At 62.2% G+C, this 17,404-nt stretch carries 13 protein-coding genes; 8 read left to right on the forward strand and 5 right to left on the reverse strand.

Features of this window, described 5'->3' with window-relative positions:
* The first annotated feature begins 584 nt into the window (after window positions 1-584).
* Both FJ404_13210 and FJ404_13215 read left to right on the forward strand, forming a co-directional pair.
* Window positions 585-1,352 carry a MerR family transcriptional regulator gene (locus tag FJ404_13210; protein ID MBM3823820.1) on the forward strand — a complete coding sequence of 256 codons (768 nt, stop codon included), beginning with the start codon at window positions 585-587 and terminating at the stop codon, window positions 1,350-1,352.
* 326 nt (window positions 1,353-1,678) lie between these two features.
* A complete protein-coding gene (locus FJ404_13215) occupies window positions 1,679-2,464 on the forward strand; it encodes a pyridoxal-phosphate dependent enzyme (protein ID MBM3823821.1) in 786 nt (261 codons plus the stop codon).
* Here the strand turns inward: FJ404_13215 and FJ404_13220 are convergent.
* A complete protein-coding gene (locus FJ404_13220; GenBank protein ID MBM3823822.1) occupies window positions 2,385-3,716 on the reverse strand; it encodes a hypothetical protein in 1,332 nt (443 codons plus the stop codon). The genes FJ404_13215 and FJ404_13220 overlap by 80 nt on opposite strands.
* 301 nt (window positions 3,717-4,017) lie before the next feature.
* Between FJ404_13220 and FJ404_13225 the strand changes: the two genes are divergently transcribed.
* The 3 genes from FJ404_13225 to FJ404_13235 all read left to right on the forward strand — a co-directional run bounded on the left by FJ404_13225 (window position 4,018) and on the right by FJ404_13235 (window position 7,715).
* Window positions 4,018-5,085, forward strand: a complete 1,068-nt coding sequence (locus FJ404_13225; GenBank protein MBM3823823.1) for a hypothetical protein — start codon at window positions 4,018-4,020, stop codon at window positions 5,083-5,085.
* Window positions 5,086-5,260: 175 nt separating this feature from the next.
* Window positions 5,261-6,268, forward strand: coding sequence for an aspartate-semialdehyde dehydrogenase (locus tag FJ404_13230; GenBank protein MBM3823824.1), 1,008 nt, complete (start codon window positions 5,261-5,263; stop codon window positions 6,266-6,268).
* 88 nt (window positions 6,269-6,356) lie between these two features.
* Window positions 6,357-7,715 carry a glutamate--tRNA ligase gene (locus FJ404_13235; GenBank protein ID MBM3823825.1) on the forward strand — a complete coding sequence of 453 codons (1,359 nt, stop codon included), beginning with the start codon at window positions 6,357-6,359 and terminating at the stop codon, window positions 7,713-7,715.
* 51 nt (window positions 7,716-7,766) lie between these two features.
* Here the strand turns inward: FJ404_13235 and FJ404_13240 are convergent, their stop codons facing one another.
* The 3 genes from FJ404_13240 to FJ404_13250 all read right to left on the reverse strand — a co-directional run bounded on the left by FJ404_13240 (window position 7,767) and on the right by FJ404_13250 (window position 12,965).
* Complete coding sequence (locus tag FJ404_13240) at window positions 7,767-8,192, reverse strand: hypothetical protein (protein MBM3823826.1); 426 nt, start codon at window positions 8,190-8,192, stop codon at window positions 7,767-7,769.
* A gap of 340 nt (window positions 8,193-8,532) precedes the next feature.
* On the reverse strand, window positions 8,533-11,715 hold the full coding sequence (locus tag FJ404_13245; protein MBM3823827.1) for an efflux RND transporter permease subunit: 3,183 nt from the start codon (window positions 11,713-11,715) through the stop codon (window positions 8,533-8,535).
* Window positions 11,716-11,729: 14 nt separating this feature from the next.
* Window positions 11,730-12,965: an efflux RND transporter periplasmic adaptor subunit gene (locus FJ404_13250; GenBank protein ID MBM3823828.1), complete on the reverse strand. Its 1,236-nt coding sequence runs from the start codon at window positions 12,963-12,965 to the stop codon at window positions 11,730-11,732.
* A 674-nt stretch (window positions 12,966-13,639) separates the two neighbouring features.
* Here FJ404_13250 and hisI point away from each other — a divergent pair.
* Genes hisI through trpE form a run of 3 tightly spaced genes read left to right on the forward strand, consistent with a single transcriptional unit; the run spans window position 13,640 to window position 16,129 of the window.
* Window positions 13,640-14,017, forward strand: coding sequence for a phosphoribosyl-AMP cyclohydrolase (gene hisI, locus FJ404_13255; protein ID MBM3823829.1), 378 nt, complete (start codon window positions 13,640-13,642; stop codon window positions 14,015-14,017).
* Between the two features lie 3 nt (window positions 14,018-14,020).
* Entirely contained in the window at window positions 14,021-14,548 is a 528-nt protein-coding gene (locus FJ404_13260) for a hypothetical protein (protein MBM3823830.1), read from the forward strand.
* Between the two features lie 48 nt (window positions 14,549-14,596).
* Window positions 14,597-16,129, forward strand: coding sequence for an anthranilate synthase component I (gene trpE, locus FJ404_13265; GenBank protein MBM3823831.1), 1,533 nt, complete (start codon window positions 14,597-14,599; stop codon window positions 16,127-16,129).
* Here the strand turns inward: trpE and nifS are convergent.
* Window positions 16,126-17,343, reverse strand: coding sequence for a cysteine desulfurase NifS (gene nifS / locus FJ404_13270; protein ID MBM3823832.1), 1,218 nt, complete (start codon window positions 17,341-17,343; stop codon window positions 16,126-16,128). The two genes, trpE and nifS, sit on opposite strands and share 4 nt — an antisense overlap.
* Between the last annotated feature and the right edge of the window lie 61 nt (window positions 17,344-17,404).

Raw genomic sequence — 17,404 nt, forward strand, 5'->3', positions numbered from 1 at the left:
GGATGCAAAACATCATGCTCCGGCGGCGCGCCGGGACGGACGCGCCCTACCTGCATCACCGGCAACATCGGGATGCACCGGTCGGAACCCGGTGCATCCAGAGTTTGTCGGTGACCGGGTTGTCTTGGTCACGCATACAGCCCTGTCTGCTGTGGCGCAGGCGGCCCAGCCTGCGGGGCGACGAAGGGAACCCGGAGCGTGGAGCGCATCGAAGGGCCTCGTTCTTCACCCGCCGGGCCGCCGGGCCGTCGGCGATACGGCTGGCTTCGGGAGGCACGGGTTGGAACCCGGCGCATCCGCAAAATGTGGCTCGGAGCACGGCGTTGACGTCGCCTCAGGGTATGTCAGCAAACGGCAGGGCAAGTTTAAGCGGCAGATGTGTTGCCGGGGCGAAGGCTTTCACCCTGGGCGGGCCATGGAGCGGGAGGAGGTCGCCGCGGGTGGATTTGCGTGTGGGGAACCACCGGAACGGCGCTCGTGCAGAGCTCTGGGAGGGATGCGTGAAAAAGACTCGTTGACCCTCACGTTGGGTGAGGCTCCAAGTTGAGGGGCGTCGCGGGGATCATGCCGATGCTCGCGGAAACATGACGATGGGATGCACGGTCAAGAACCTGGCTGCCATGTCGGGCGTGAGCGTTCGCACACTCCACTACTACGATGAAGTGGGGCTGCTGAAACCCGCCTGCCGCGGCGCCAATAATTATCGATTCTACGAGGAGTCACAGCAGCTCACCCTCCAGCAAATACTCTTTTTCCGGGAGCTGGGGTTTGAGCTGAAGGCCATTCAACGCATCCTCGGACGAAGCGATTTCGACCGGATGCAGGCGCTCGCGTCCCACCGCGAGGTCTTGCGGCGGAAGATCGAGCGCACACGCCGGTTGATGGGCACCATCGACCGGACGATCAAACATTTGAAAGGAACGAAAAAGATGAAGAGCGAGGCGCTATTCGCGGGTTTCGACCCCAAGCAACAAGCCAAACATGAACAGTATCTTGTCGATCGCTATGGCAAAGAGATGAAGACGAGCATCACCGAGTCGAAACGAAGGGTGAAGCATTGGACGAAGGCGGATTGGGAGAAATCCGGCGCCGCTTTCGCGGCCATCTGCGCGGAGCTAGTCGCGTTGATGAAGCGCGGAACACCGGCGGGATCACGCGACGTCCAGCGGGTCATCCGCCGTCATTTCGAGTGGATGTGCCAGTTCTGGACCCCCGCGCGGGAGTCCTACGCCGGCCACAGCGAACTCATCGTTGATTCGGAGCTCCGCAAAGCCTACGAAGCCCATGACCCGCGTCTTCCCGAGTTTGCCGCCGCAGCCATCAAAGTCTTCGCGGAAGAACTGCCCGACTAGCCCGAAATCTCATGCTTGTTTCGCGACAGGGAATTTCCGGGCCAGGGCAACCGCTCCCTGGTTGCACGAACACGGATCCTTGAGGCGTGGTCCGAGGAAGAACTTCTTCCAACAGGGTGTGGAATAGGAATGGCATCCGTTTGTTGAATGTGGGGTGCGGTTCGATCCAACCCGCACTGCTGAAACTCGATGGGGGACGTTTCCCAACCGAGTCGAGTGGGAAACATGCGGGTTAGGTGCTCCACATGTCTGTCCCTCAGTAATTCCTCCACACGCCTCAGTTTGAATGCGGTCCGCTCTCCTCGGAACTCGGCGCCCGGATTGTCGTGAAGATTGAATCGCTCAACCCTGTTCGTTCGTTCAAGGGGCGTGGCGCTGAGGTCCTGATGGCCAAGCATTCCCCGGGCGACCGGATCCTGTGCGCCAGCGCGGGCAACTTCGGCCTGGCCATGGCGTATTCCGCCCATCATCGCGGAGTCCGGGTCACCTTGTATGCCGCCCGAAATGCCAATCCCTTGAAACTCGAGCGCATGAGGGATTGGGGCGCCGAGGTTCGATTATTTGGTGAGGATTTTGACGCGGCGCGCGCCGAATCCCGCCGTGCCGCGCGCGAGGAATCCGGAAGACTCGTGGTGGACAGTTTGGATCTCGAGACCGTCGAAGGCGCGGGTACCATCGGACTGGAGTTGCTGCGGTTGCGTGAACCTCTGGACGTTCTGCTGGTTGCCTTGGGCAACGGCGCGCTCCTCAACGGGGTTGCCTGCGCGATGAAGTCCCACTCCTCCGCCACGAAAATCATTGCCGTCGGCGCCGAAGGCGCCAGCGCCATGGTTGATTCTTGGCGAACAGGAAGGATCGTGGAGCGATCGAGAGTTTCCACCATTGCCGATGGCATCGCCGTTCGATCCCCCATTCCGGAAGCGTTGGATGACATGAGAGGCATGGTGGACGGAGCGATCCTGGTGAGCGACGCGCAGATCATCCGTGGCATGCAGCTATTGCACCGCCACGTTGGAATCGTGCCGGAACCCATCACGGCTCTCGCAAGCCATACAGGTTCTGCTCCCCGCGCAGGAAAATGTCGCGACCGGCGATGGCCGCCGTGGCGCTGAACGAATCGTCCAGCCGGTTCACCGCCAAGATGCGTCCGGAATCCCCGGCGCTCACCACCACTGTCGTCCCGTCGCGTCCGGTCACATAAACACGCCCGGCCGCCGACACCGGCGATGCGAAGATAAAATCACGGATGCCCTCCAGTCGCAGCGGTTCCCCGCGGAATCTGCCCGTCGCGGGATCGAGGCGCACCAGCACATTCTGATTGTGCCTGAGGAAATACAACGTGTCTTCAACCAGGACCGGTGAGGAAACGTAGGGCGTCAACCGATTCAGGCGCCAGGCCACATGGTCCGTGTTCGAAAGGTCCCCCTTCGCGCCCTCCAGCCGGATGGCCAGCATCGCTTGTTGATAGTAGCTGTTGCCCGACACCAGCAGGTTTCCGTACTGAATCGGTGACGAAACCACGTTGTCGGTCAACCCGGCACATTCCCACAGCAACTTGCCCGTCTCCACATCATAACTGCGAATCCGTTTCGTGGCGCTCACCACCACCTGACGGGTTCCGTTCGAGTTGACGATCAGGGGCGTGGACCACGATGTCTTCTCCTCGCGCGGGGTTTTCCAAAGCATTTCGCCTGTGCGCTTGTTGAACGCGTAAATCGCGGAGGCGCCGTCATGATCCCAATTCAAGATCAGCGTGTTCTCGTGCAAGACCGGCGAACTGCCCTCTCCGTGAGAGTGATGGGTTGCCATGCGTCCGAGATCCTTCTGCCAACGGATTTCCCCCTCGAGGCTCAAGGCGTAAAGCCCGCGCGATCCGAAACAGGCGTAGATCAGGGCGCCGTCCGTGACCGGTGAATTCGAGACCGGGCTGCCCGTGACGTGCCCGCCCTCATGGGGGAAGACTTCCCGGACAACCCGTTTCCACTTCAGTTCACCCTTTTCACGTCCGTAGCAGAGGACCATGTAAGCGTGCCGATGGGTCACAGGAATGCTGTCATGAACGCCCGGCGCATTGTCATGAACGGGTGGCTGGGGTTCACCCACAGGCGAGGCCGCCAACACCACGACGCGGTCGGCGAGAGCGATGGGAGAAGCGTGTCCGGCCCCGGGAAGCGCAACTTTCCACCGCACATTCCGGGTCTCACTCCATTCCAAAGGCGGACGTCCAAAGGGGCTGGCGCCATTGGAGCGGGGTCCCCGCCATTGCGGCCACCAATCGTCAAGGGCGGCGCTCGGCGGGGCGGAGGCGTGCAGGGACAGGCTCAGCGCGACTGCCATCGATCCAACGAGAAAAGTGCTTCGCATAAGTTGTGGCCGGAGGCCGCCGGAGCTTCGGGAAACCGGCGAGGCATGCTGGTGGGACGAACGCCTTCGCGCAAGCGCGCTGGTGCATCCGCAAGTCGCCAGCCGGACCGGCGTTTACGCCGCATGAACCTCTGCCTGCCTCCTGGCGAATACTTGCGATCGGGAGATGCATGACTGATCGACGCACCAACCACGCCCCGGCGCTGCGGAGGCCATCACCCACAACTTGTGGAAACACCGCCAGCGCGCACCGATCCACTGCGGCATCGACAATTTCGACGGTCGATCCTCACCATGAGGCATGCAGAGGACGCGACGACTCTGTCTACTTGGGGGCGGCATGGGCTTGGCCCTTGCGCTCTGGTTCGCCGCCACACCAAGCCCCGTCGGCGTGAACGGTGCAAAGCCGGTCGGGGAGTGGCTCCCGGATTTAATCGAGTTAGATCCGGACCGCCGCGCGCGGGCGGAAGCCGAAGTCGAGCGGCGCGGCGCGGCGCTGGTGCCCGTGTTACGCCGCATGTTGAGTGAACACCGCCGCTGGTGGAATAAGACGGCCCCACGCATTCGATCCTCATTGCCTCGTTCCTGGCAGCGTTGGGAAGGTTGGAGCGATGATGGACATCGTCCCGTCCTGGCCGCCCTGGCGGCGGTGCGGGTGCTGGGTCCAAGGGCTTCCGACGCAACTCAGGAAGTGCGAGGTTTGTTGTTGAGTCTGGAGTCCGATTGGGCGACGGCCGCCGTGGATGCGCTGGCCGCGATGAAGAAGTCTTGGACCGAAGTGGAGGCTGATTTCATTTCGACTTTGGAGCGTTCGCCCCTCGCGGAGGTGCGAGCCCGCTGCGCGGAAACCATGGCCACGGCCTACGCCGGGGAATGCCGAAGCGCGCTGCCTGCCTTGACCCGCGCCCTCCGGGATCCTTACGCCAATGTGCGCGTTTCCGCCGCCAACGCCATCGGCAAGTTGAGACGAAACGGGACGGCGGCAGGCGACGCTCTGGCGATGGGTCTCCACGATGCATCGGCGGGGGTGCGGATCGCGTGCCTCCTCGCGCTGCGCCGCACCGAAGGAGTGCAACCGGGGATGGTGCCGCGCTTGATCGAGCTGCTCCGGGATTCAGACTCGGATGTGCGATTGCACGCGTCCAAAGCGCTGGAGTCCGCCGGTCCCGCCGCCGCACCGGCCGTTCCCGAGTTGATGCGGTTGCTGCGGGACGAGCACATCCCGGTGCAGATTTGCGCGATCGAAGCCTTGGGTGGCATCGGGCCCGCGGCGCAAGTTGCCACCGCCGCCCTCCGAGAGGCCCGCAACAACAATGCATCCGGCGTGGGGCGCCAAGTATTGGATGCATTGGGGCGGATCGAGCCTTGAAGCGGCGCGATCCGTGCAGCCTGCGCTACAGCAGACAGGGCTGTCTGCGTTACCCCGACAACCCGGTCACCGACAAACTGTGGATGCACCCCAGCGCGATTCGAACTGGACCTTGGCCTTGCCATGGCGGAACTGGCCGCTATAGTGCCCGCCCTTTGTCTTGGAACATTGGCTTATGAATCGAAATCCGCATGTGGCAGTGGTGGGCGCGACCGGCGCGGTTGGCGTCGAAATGATTCAAACGCTCGAGAAGCGGCAATTCCCCGTCTCGAAGCTGACCTTGCTGGCGTCGAAACGTTCGGCGGGCAAGAAGCTGCCGTTTCGCGGGCAGGACGTGACCCTTCAGGAGTTAACTCCGAACTCCTTCGCGGGCATCGACATGGCCTTGTTCAGCGCGGGTGGGAGCATTTCGAAGGAATTCGCTCCCCTGGCGGCGAAGGCGGGCTGCGTGGTCATTGATAATTCGAGCGCCTTTCGGATGGACGACGCGGTTCCGCTGGTGGTGCCCGAGGTGAACGCCGGAGATGTGCGAACGCACCGGGGCATCCTTGCCAATCCCAATTGCACCACCGCCATCACCTTGATGGCGTTGTATCCCCTGCATCGCGCCTTCGGGGTGACTCGCATTTTCGCCTCGAGCTACCAGGCGGTCTCGGGCACCGGAGCGATGGCCATCGAGGAATTGAAGCGCCAAGTGAGCCAGGTGGTATCGGGCCAGCCCGTCACCAAGGAAGTCTATCCCCACCCCATCGCGTTCAACGTCCTTCCGCATGTCGATAGCTTCCTCGATTCCGGCTACACCAAGGAGGAAATGAAGCTGGAGAATGAAGGACGCAAGATCATGCACCATCCGGCTTTCCGCGCCAGCGTGACCTGCGTGCGCGTGCCGGTCTATCGCGCGCATTCCGTGGCCGTGAGCGCGGAATTCGAAAAGCCTGTCTCCGTCGAAGCCGCGCGCGCGGTACTCAAACAAGCGCCCGGGCTCGACGTGGTGGATGATCCGGGCAAAAAGGAATATCCGATGCCGTTGTTCGCCGCCGGGCGTGATCATTGCCAGGTGGGCCGGTTGCGCCGCGATTGCGCGCTCGACAACGGGCTCTGCTTCTGGGTTTCCGGCGATCAACTGCTCAAAGGCGCCGCCCTGAATGCAGTGCAAATCGCGGAAGAACTGTTGAAGCCCTGAAGCGGGGGCCGCCCCAGTCCGGGCTTGCTGACGCCTCCCGCACCCGAAGGTCATGAGTTAAAGAAACGCAGAGGACCTTCCAAAAACTATGAATGTCCGCGTTCGTTTCGCGCCCAGTCCCACAGGCTATCTTCACATCGGTGGAGCGCGCACCGCGCTGTTCAACTGGCTCTACGCGCGCCACACCGGAGGAGTCTTTATTCTGCGCATCGAGGATACCGACACCGCCCGCAACTCCCAGGAAGCGGTCCATGTCATCCTCGAAGGATTGCAATGGCTCGGACTGGATTGGGACGAGGGTCCGGCGACACCGTCGGCGGCGGGTCCGAGCCGAGGTGATCGCGGACCCTACTTTCAATCCCAGCGAGGCGACCTCTACCGGCGCAAAGTCGAGCAGTTGCTCCAGTCCGGCCATGCTTACGAGAAAGACGGAGCGGTTTTCTTTCGCATGCGGCGGGAGCCCGTGCTCATTCGCGACTTGATCGTCGGCGATGTGCGCCGCGAACTCACCGACCGGGAAGCCGTCGATCCCGACTTCGTCATTCTGCGTTCCGACGGCCAGCCCGTGTTCCACTTCGTCAACGTGGTGGACGATCTGGAGATGGGCGTCACTCATGTCCTTCGTGGAGAGGACCATCTCTCGAACACCGCCAAGCACCTCGTCTTGTTTGAAGCGCTCGGTGCCGCCGCCCCGCACTACGCCCACATCCCTCTCATTTTGAACGGGGACGGGAGCAAGATGAGCAAGCGTGATCACGGCGCGTCCCTCGCCACCTACGTCACGGAGGGATTCGTGCCAGAGGCGGTGGTCAATTATCTTTGCCTTTTGGGATGGTCCCCGAAGAACGACCGCGAAATCATGAGTTTGAGCGAGATCGTGGAGCGGTTCGACCTGCCCCAGATCCTTCGCCACAACGCCTGCTTCGACTGGGTCAAGCTGCAATGGATGAACGGGGAATACCTGCGGAAAGTCGCGTTTCCTGAATTTCAAAAAGGCTGCCTGCGCGCCTTCGAACAAGCGGGATTGGATCTGGCGAGTTTCCCGGCCGGCTACGTGGAGGCGGCGTTGAAAACCTGCGTCGGCAAGCTCAAAACTTACCGCGATGCGGTGTCCTACGCCCGATTCTACTTCGATTCCGAAGTCCACTTCGTCGAAGAAGCAAAGGCCAGGGAACTCACCCCCGCGAATGGTTCCAAGCTCGAGCGGTTGCGCTCCGTCTTCGCGACGCTTGATCCCTTCGACGCAGCCGAAGCGGAAAAGGGTATGAAGGCCCTGGCCGCGGAGCTGGGAGGAAAGGTCGGCATGCTGGTTCATCCGATGCGCGTGGCTTGCACCGGTGCCGCGTCCGGCCCCAGCCTTTATCATTTGATTGAAGTGCTCGGACGCGAACGCGTCCTGCACCGGCTGGATCGAGCCCTCGCCCTCGCCCTTGCCGCGAATCAATAAAAAAGCCCGAGGCCATGGCCTCGAGCTTGAAGATCGTTCGGCTGGCTGGACTTACTTGTCCGCTTTGGGCTTTTCCACTTCGCGCTTGGCTTCCCAATCGCGCGTCTGCGCTTCGCCGTTGCGGTCGAACTCGCTCTTGCCTTTGATCGAGTCGCCGCTGATTTTGCCGAGGTATTTGATGGTGAATTTGTTGCCATTGAATTCCCGCACCACCTTGAAGGAAATCTCGTCTCCCTTGAGGGACGCGTCTTCGATGGGACTGTCTTGCTGCCGTCCCGAGATCGTCCCGACCAACTTATCTCCTTCCATCTTGAGCTTGAGGGTGGATTCGCGGGTTTGACCGTTTTGGCCCGTCATGGACCATTTCCAAGTTCCGACGGGATTGGGCTTTTTGTCATCGCCGGCGAGGGCGGTGAGACTGGCGGCGAGCAGGGCGCACGCCGACCAGCGGACGATGTTTTGCAGGAGGGATTTCATGAATTGCAAGGGTGAGGTTCGATTTCAACCCGGTTTCCGCTTCATGCGGGTTGCCTGGTTGAAGACAACATTGAAGACCTGCTACCCGGAGGGAGGTTACAACCTTAACACGGCAGTTGTAGTGGTGAAGTTTTGCAAAAGCCTGGATGACAAGGACATGACGAAGAACCGAACGAGATACCTCGAGATCTCGGTCCCAGATAACCCGAGATCTCGGTCCCCAAGGAACCTCTCGAAATCTCTGTCCCCAAGAAACCTCTCAACCCGCGCGCCAGCGGGCCAAAGCAGCGTCCCGCCTCCCCAAGGTTTCATCCTTCTGGCGGCGATGCCCCGATTTCGACTAAGTTTGGCTCGACCCGGCTGGCGCGGGCGTGGCGGGCTTGGCTCCAAACCAACGCCGCCAGCTCAGCACGCTGGAGAGGTCGTCGAGATAAGAATAGACGACGGGGGTGACGATCAGGGTGAGGAGCAGGCAAAGCGATTGGCCGCCGATCACGACCACCGCCACCGCACGGCGTTCCTCGGCGCCCGGTCCTGCTCCGAAGGCCAGCGGCAGCATGCCGGCCACCAGGGTGAACGTCGTCATGAGAATGGGCCTGAGCCGGTCCCGGTTGGCTTGCAAGATGGCGTCGTGACGGGCCATGCCGCGTTCCCGCAATTGGTTCATGTGATCGATCTGGAGAATGGCGTTTTTCTTCACGACCCCGAACAGCACCAGCAAACCCAAGGCGGAGTACAGATTCAGCGTGTTGCCGGATCCCCAGAGGGAAAGAAGCGCAAAGGGCAGGGATAAAGGCAGCGACAACAGGATCGTAAAGGGATGCACGAAGCTTTCGAACTGCGACGCAAGGATCATGTACATGAAGATGACCGAGAGCAGAAATGCCCAAAGAAACTCCTTGAACGTGGCTTCCAGCTCGCGTCCGCGACCGGAAATCTTGATGGAATAACCCGCCGGCAAGTTCATGGATTTCAATTCCTCCTGGATGGCGGCCAGACGGTCGCCCAGCGCAAATCCCGGGGCGATGCCGGAACGCAAACTCACGGCGCGCTGGCGATCCAGCCGGTCGATGCGCGAAGCGGTCTGGCCGGAAAGGACCTGGACGACATTGTCGAGCCGAACGAGTCCGCCTTCGCGGCGGGGCACATACAACTTGGGAATGTCGGAGGCTTCGTTTCGATCCCGGTCGATGAGCCGCAACTGGACGTCGTAGTCGTCGTTGACAGCGGGATCGCGGAAGCGGGATACGCGCGGATCGCCGCCAACCATGATGCGAAGCGCGGCGGCGATGTCCTGGGTGTCCACCCCGAGGGCGGCGGCGCGTTCACGATCGATCTCGACCCGGAGTTCCGGTTTGTCCAGGCGCAAGGAGGTGTCGGCATCGACGAGTCCAAGCTTGGCGGATTGATCGCGGAGGCGTTCGGCGTAACCGAGCAGTGCATTAAGATCGGGGCCGAGCAGGGAGATATCGAGTTCGTAGGCCGGGCCCCCGACGCTGATGGAGGAGGAAGGGGCGCGCACCGCGACGCGAACCTCGCTGATGGAGCGAAGGCGCTGGCGGATTTGCTGCATGATCTCGCGCTGGCTGATGTTGTTTTGCCAGGCCTTCCAGGGTTGGAGGCTCAGAAGCCGGTCCAGGGAAAACACCCGTTCCCGGTGCGGGGCCAGCCGGACGTAGATGCGGCCTTGGTTGACGGTGGAAGTGGGGCCGCCCGCGCCCACACCGGCGAGCATGACGCGAATGGTGGGGATTTGGCGCAATTCCGCCTCGGCTCGCTGGAGCAGTTCGTCCATGGAGTACAGGCCCGTTCCTTCCTTGGCGGTCAGGCTGACGTCGAACTCGCCTTCGTCGGTATTGCCCGGGGTGAACTCTTGCTTCACCGTGTTGTAGAGCGGCAACGCGGAGGCCATGACGAGGATCGAGAACAAGGTCACTCCGAGGCGATGGCGCAACGACCACGCGAGCAAGGCGTGGTACGCCCGGTCCACCCAGCGGTAGAGACCGCCGCGCGAGTCGGCATCGGACGTAACCGCCCGGGTTCTGCCCACGCTGAAAAGGCGGGCGCTCATCATGGGAGTGAGCGTGAAAGAAACGAGCAGGCTGACCAGAACGGCGACCGCGGACGTGAGGCCAAACTGGTAGAGGAATCGGCCGGCAAAGCTGGACATGAAGGAGACCGGCACGAAGATCACGACCAGGCTGAGGGTGGTGGCGAGCACCGCCAGTCCGATTTCCTCCGTGGCGGCGCGGGCGGCCTCGAAGGGGGTGACGCCCTTCTCCTCGACAAAACGAAAAATGTTTTCGAGCACGACGATGGCGTCGTCGATCACGATGCCCACCATGAGCACGAGGGCGAGCATGGTGACGCTGTTGAGCGTGAAATCCAGAGCCCACATCATGCCGAAGGTTGAGAGGACCGAGGCCGGAATCGCCACCGCCGCGATCAGGGTGGCGCGCCAACTGCGCATGAAAGCGAACACGACCAGGCTGGCGAGCAGACTTCCCAAAACCAGGTGCAACTGGATCTCGCCGAGGGCTTCGCGGATGTAACGTGATTGGTCTCGAATGACCTCCAACTTGACGTCGGAGGGCAACTGCTCGCGCAATCGTTCCAGTTTGGTCTTGAGACCGTCGATGACGGCCACGGTATTGGCCCCGGTTTGCTTGCGGATTTCAAGACTGACGGCTGGAACGCCGTTGAGCCGGGCGAAGGAGCGGGCTTCCTTGGTGCCGTCCTCGGCGTACCCGATATCACGAACGCGCACCGGCGCACCCTCGACATGCGCGATCACCAAGTCGTTGAAGAGCGCTGGATCCGTGATCCGGCCCATGGTGCGGATCGTTTGTTCGCGAAAGGCTCCGGTCACGTTGCCGCCGGGAACGTTGGAATTCTGCCGCGCGATGGCCTCGCGCACCGTCGTGATGGGAAGCTGATAAGCCGCGAGTCGGTCGGCATCGACGCAAACATTAATCGCGCGTTGCAGTCCACCCATGATTTCCACCTCGCCCACGCCTTCCGACCGTTCCAACTGGACCTTGACCGTTTTGTCGGCCAGTTCGGTAAGTTCGCGGATGGGCCGGTCGCCGGACAGGGCGATGGACAGGATCGGCGCGGAATCGACGTCGAACTTGGAAATCATGGGCGGGTCCATGTCCGGCGGCAGTTCGGGCAGGGTGGCGGAGACGCGCCCGCGCACGTCCTCGAGCGCCGAGTTCGGGTCGCGATTGAGATTGAAACGAAGGATGATGAAGCAGCGGCCAACCCCGGCGATGGAGCGCATTTCCTCGATGCCCTCCACCGTGTTGATGGTTTCCTCGAGACGCTGGACCACCAGCGATTCCATCTCGAACGGCGACGCGCCGCGGAGCGTGGCGGAAACGAAGACCGTGGGGATGTCCACGGTCGGAGACCGGTCCACATTCAGCTTCCGGTAGCTGGCGGAGCCCACGACCACGAGAGCCATGATCAGCATGCAGGCGAAGACCGGGCGCCGGATGCTGATTTCCGCGAGCTTTTGCATGAGGGGCGCTGGCGCTACTCGACGGCGACGGCGGGAAGCCCGGTTTTTAATCCGGCTCCTTCAACCGCGACGGCTTCGCCTTCCTTCAACCCGGAAAGGACCTCGATCCACTGCGAAGTTTTCTGGCCGGTGGTGATGAAACGTTCGGCGATTTTCTGGCCGGCAACGGCATAGACTCGTTCGATGCCCGCGAACGTGGCGACCGAGGCGGCGGGGACCACGAGGGCGCGTTCGGCGTTGGGGAGAACAATTTCGCCCCGGGCGAAAGAGCCCGGACGAAGATTGCCCGGGTTCGGCACGTCGGCCTCGGCGACGAGCATGCGGTTGGCCGCGCCGATGCTGGGGCTGAGCCGGGTGATGAGGCCGGAGTAAGGGCGAGGGTCGCCGTCCACAGTCAGGCGCACGGTCTGGCCGACGCGAACCCGGTCGGCATTGCGCTCCGAGATTTCCGTACGAAAGCGCAGGGGTTCGGTGCGCACCAGGGTGACGACGGGGGCCCCGGCCGCGAGGAATTCGCCGAGATGGGCGCGGCGTTCCTGAACCGCGCCGTCAAAGGGAGCGTGGATTTTGGTGTCGACGAGTTGCTGACGCGCGATCTCGTACTCGACACGGCGCTGAGCCAGCAGTGCCTGTCGAAGCCGGACTTCCTCGACCGCGTCCACGTGCTGGTTTTGGGCCACTTCGAAATGGGCCTCGGCGGAGTCGACCTCCGATTTCGAAATGATGCCTTGTTTGGACAACTCATCGACTCGCCGCTTGTTCTGGATCGCCTCCTCGAGTTTCGCTCGCGCTTGTTTGACGGTGCTGGTTTGGTCCGGAACCACGGAATCGTCGGTTCCCTCGAGGGGGAGTCCGAGCCGGGCGCGGGCTTGGGACAGTGTGGCGGCGGCCTGGCGCAGTTTGAGCTCGAAATCGAGAGGTTCGACCTCGGCCAGCAGATCGCCGGTCTTGACGGTGCTGCCGAGGTCCACATGGACCCTGAGGATGCGTCCGGGCACTTTCATGCTGAGGGTGGCTTGATCCTGGGCGACCAGGGAACCCACCACGCTGATGGAACGTTCGATGGGGATGATTTTGGCGCGCTGGACCTTCACCGAACGTGGGGGGGCTGTGTCGCCGCTCTTGTCGCGATGGCCCGCCGGGTCGTTCGTTCCGCGGTGGCAGGCAGCAAGCCAGGCGCAGGCGCACGCCGCCACGATGCCCTGGACACAGGCGTGAAGTCGCCGGATCGGTCGAGGATCGCGCATCATGGAATTAGTGCGGGCGGATCATGGGTTCAGGAGGGGGGATTCTGCCTGTTGGGTCAAGATGGAGACAACCCGAAATCCGCCGCAAGTTTTGTCGGCGGTGTTTCCACAAGCTGTCGGGGCTCGCCGTTCACGGCGCTTCCGCGCGCGCCAATCGGCTGCCGCGATCTCCTCCCGTTCCATGGCCCGCCATGGGTGGATGCTTTCGCTCTGGCAGCACCCTTGCCCCTTGAACCGGCCATGCCCCTTTGAAGACATACCTTGAGGCGGCGTGAACGCCGCGCTCCGGCGCTGCCATGCGCATCGCCAACAACCTGTGGATGCACGGTTTTGTCGGTCCAAGCCCGGGCATCCCGAAATGGTCTGTCGTGTGGCGCAGGCTGCCCAGCCTGCCGTATCGCCGACTGCCAGTCGGCCCGGCGGGTGAGGAACGAGGCCCATCCATGCTCTCCACGCGCCGGGTTCCCTTCGTCGCCCTGCAGGCTGGGCAGCCTGCGCTACAGCAGACATGGCTGTCTGCGTTACCGCGACAACCCGATCACCGACAACCTCTGGATGCACCCGGTTTTGTCGGTCCAAGCTGGGGCATTCCTCTCGCGCTTGCTTTGGAATGGGTGGGCCTTCTAGCTTGGGAGCCGCGGTGCGGACGGGCCTTACCTCCGCGACGCGAGTGATCCATGCCCAATCCATCATTCATCCGGAAATTGAAATTCAACGCCGAAGGCTTGATTCCCGCCATCGTCCAGGATCACGCGAACGGCCGAGTGCTCATGATGGCCTGGATGAATGAGGCGTCGATCCTGAGGATGCTGGAGACTGGAAAGACGGTTTTTTGGAGCCGTTCGAGAGGCAAGTTTTGGTTGAAAGGCGAGACCAGCGGGCATTTTCAAATCGTGAAGGACATCTCCTTCGACTGCGATGGGGACACGCTGTTGATTCAGGTCGAACAAGCCGGGGCGGCGTGTCACGAAGGCTATCGCTCGTGCTTTTTCCGCTCTGTGGGCAGCGCGGGCGGGGCGGAATCCGTGACCGAACCGAAGGTGGCCTTTGAGTAAGCCGTGACTGATGGATTCGTGGCGTTTGGGAGCCAGGCTTACATGCTGTGGCTGGGTTTGCTGACTTTGGGGCGGGGGCTCGACCTTTTCAGCACCTGGCTGGCCACGCCGAACCTGGAACTGGAGGCGAATCCCATCGCGCGCCGTTTGGGCTGGCGGGGCGGTTTGATCGTGAATCTCCTCCTGGTGTCCGCCCTGGCCGCATGGCCCTTTTCAGCGTTGATGGTGTCCACCACCAGCCTGCTGGTCGCGGCGCGTAATTTTCAATCGGCCTGGTTGATGCGGACCATGGGCGAGCATGCCTACATGATCTGGATGTCCGATCAGGTGGCACGAACGCCCCCGGGGCGTTTTTTTTTCTGTCTTGCGGTGCAGACACTGACTTATGCCGGATTGGGTCTGGGGCTGGCGGTGGGGGCTTGGGATGAGCTGATTCCGGTTGGCATTGGCTGCGGGATGGCGGCGTATGGCATCGCTCTTTTTGTTTATTCGGGGCTTTCCGTCTGGCGCGTTTGGCGTCGAAGGGTGTAAGACCTTCGAAGTGGCCGGACGCATCGGTCCATCCGTCCGGTCCGAATTATGTACGCGCCTTCGTTGAATGAATTTGTCGCGCTCGCGCAGACTGGAAATTTGATTCCGGTCTCGCGCCGCATTTTGGCGGATTTGGAGACTCCGTTGTCCGCTTACCGCAAGATTCGCGGGACGGGCGAGTCGTTCTTGTTCGAATCGGTGGAGGGGGGGGAGCACTTGGGGCGATATTCCTTCGCCGGATGCAACCCGCGCGCGGTCATCAAGCAATCCGGCAACCGCATCGAGGTCATCCAGCAGGGCAAGGTCACCGAGAAGTTCGCCATCCCGCGCGAGCCGAGGGACGATTGCGCTCAATGTGTCCGAGACGGCCTGGAAGTGGTGCAACGCGTGCTGGGGAATTTTCACCCTGTCGCGGTGCCTGGACTGCCGCGCTTCACGGGGGGAGCGGTGGGGTTCATCGGATACGAGTTCATCCATGACGTGGAGCCCACGGTGCCGAGGCCTGCGCGCGACGAGGTGCAAACGCCGACGATGTACTTCATCATCGCGGACGAGCTGCTGGTGTTCGACCGGGTTTCTCAGATCATTCACATCATCGTCAACGCGCTGGTGGAACCGGGCGTGCCGCCCGAGACGGCCTATGAGGAAGCGGTGGGAGAGATCGAACGGATGGCCGCGTTGCTCGAGCAACCGACGGAGCATCAGCTTGTCACTCTGCCCACGGAGCCGACTGAACTTCCCTTCGCCTCGAACACGTCCCGCGAGCAATTCATGGCGAATGTGTTGAAGGCGAAGGAATACATCACGGCCGGGGATATTTTCCAGGTGGTGGGTTCCCAACGCTTTTCCGCGCCTTTGCGGGCGGCGCCCCTCGATGTTTATCGCACGGTGCGCTCCATCAACCCCTCTCCTTACATGTTTTTGCTGGAACTGGAGGGCTTCGCGCTGGTGGGAGCATCGCCCGAGTTGCACGTGCGACTGGAGGACGGGCGGGTGGAAATCCGGCCCATTGCCGGGACGCGTCCGCGAGGGCGCACCCCGGAGGATGACGCGGCGCAGGAGAAGGATTTATTGGCGGATCCCAAGGAGCGGGCCGAGCATGTGATGCTGGTGGACCTTGCGCGCAACGACATTGGGCGCGTGTGCGAGCATGGGAGCGTGTGGGTGCGGGACCTGATGATCATCGAGCGCTACAGCCATGTGATGCACATTGTTTCCCAGGTGGAAGGCAGGCTGGCGGCGGGCCGGAACGCGTACGACCTCATGCGGGCCACCTTTCCGGCCGGCACCCTCTCGGGAGCTCCGAAGGTGCGGGCCATGCAGATCATTTCCGAACTCGAGCAAACCACGCGCGGTCCCTACGGAGGCTGCGTCGGGTACTTCGCGTTCAACGGCAATCTCGATTGTTGCATCACCATCCGCACCGCACTGATCAAGGACGGCCGGGCTTATGTGCAGGCCGGGGGCGGCTGGGTGCATGATTCCACTCCGGAAGGGGAATTCCAGGAAACCGTCAACAAGGCCAAAGCGATGATCAAAGCCCTGGCCCTGGCGGAAAGCACCCGCCACGGCCAGGATTAAGTTTGCAAGGAGTGCGCTTTGCCTGAAGCCGCGAGTTTCGCCGATCGATGCCTTGCCATTTTGCCGGGTTCTCCGCGCAGTTTCTGCACCATCCCCGGGAGGACCTCGAGCAGGTAGTCCACGTCCTCCTCGGAGTTGTAGAGCCCGAGGCTGAAGCGAATGGATCCGCGTGCGCGATCGGATTTCAATCCCATCGCCGTCAACACATGCGAGGGGTTGATCGCGCCGGTGGTGCAGGCGGAGCCGCTGGACGCGCAGATGCCGGCCTCGTCGAGCAAGTGCAACAAGCCTTCGGCCTCGACATGTTCGAAGGCCAGATTGGAGGTGTTTGGGAGCCGCTCCCGTATGGAACCGTTGCGGGTGACCCTCGGGATCTGCGTGAGGATCGCCTTTTCCATGCGGTCCCGGAGCCCTCGGATGCGGGAGTTTTCGTCCGGCAACATGTCCTGGGCGAGCTCGGCCGCTTTGCCGAAACCGATGACATAAGGGACATTCTCCGTGCCGCCGCGGCGGCCCTTCTCCTGACTCCCGCCCACGATATAGGGGGTGAACGGCGCTCGCCTGCGCACGTAGAGCGCTCCGATGCCTTTTGGAGCGTGGAGCTTGTGGGCCGAAATGGACAGATAATCGACGCCGAGAGCCCTGGCATTGATCTTGAGCTTGCCGGGCACCTGGACGGCGTCGGTGTGGAAGAGCACCCCTTTGCCGCGGCAGATGGCCGCGACTTCCTCGATGGGGAAGAGCACGCCGGTTTCATTGTTCGCCCACATGATGGAGGCCACCGCGGTATCGGATCGCAGGGCGCTTTCGAGTTCCCCTAAATCGAGGGTTCCATCCGCTTCCACCTTAAGGTAGGTCACCTTGTAACCGCGCTCCTCCATGACTTGGCCGAATTTGATGTTGGCCGAGTGTTCCACCGTGGTGGTGACGATATGCTTCTTGCGCGGATGGGCGGCGAGAGCGCTGTTCCAGGCGGCGTTGTTACTTTCCGTGCCGCAGCTGGTGAAAACGATTTCCATCGGTTCGGCGCCCAGCAAATCCGCCACCGAGGCCCGGGCCTTATCCAGCGGCTTCGAGAGTTGATGCCCAAAACTGTAGGCACTCGAGGGGTTGCCCCAGTGGTCCTTCAAGAAAGGCGTCATGGCCTCAAGGACCTCAGGCGCCACGCGGGTGGTGGCGTTGTTGTCCAAATAACAAAATCGGCGGCTGTTCATGCGGTTCCAGCATTCGGACCTGGAAGAGGTCGAGCCCGGGGAGTGTAAGCCTTCACTTGCC

It is taken from the genome of Verrucomicrobiota bacterium, assembly GCA_016871495.1.
Lineage (GTDB): Bacteria > Verrucomicrobiota > Verrucomicrobiia > Limisphaerales > VHDF01 > VHDF01.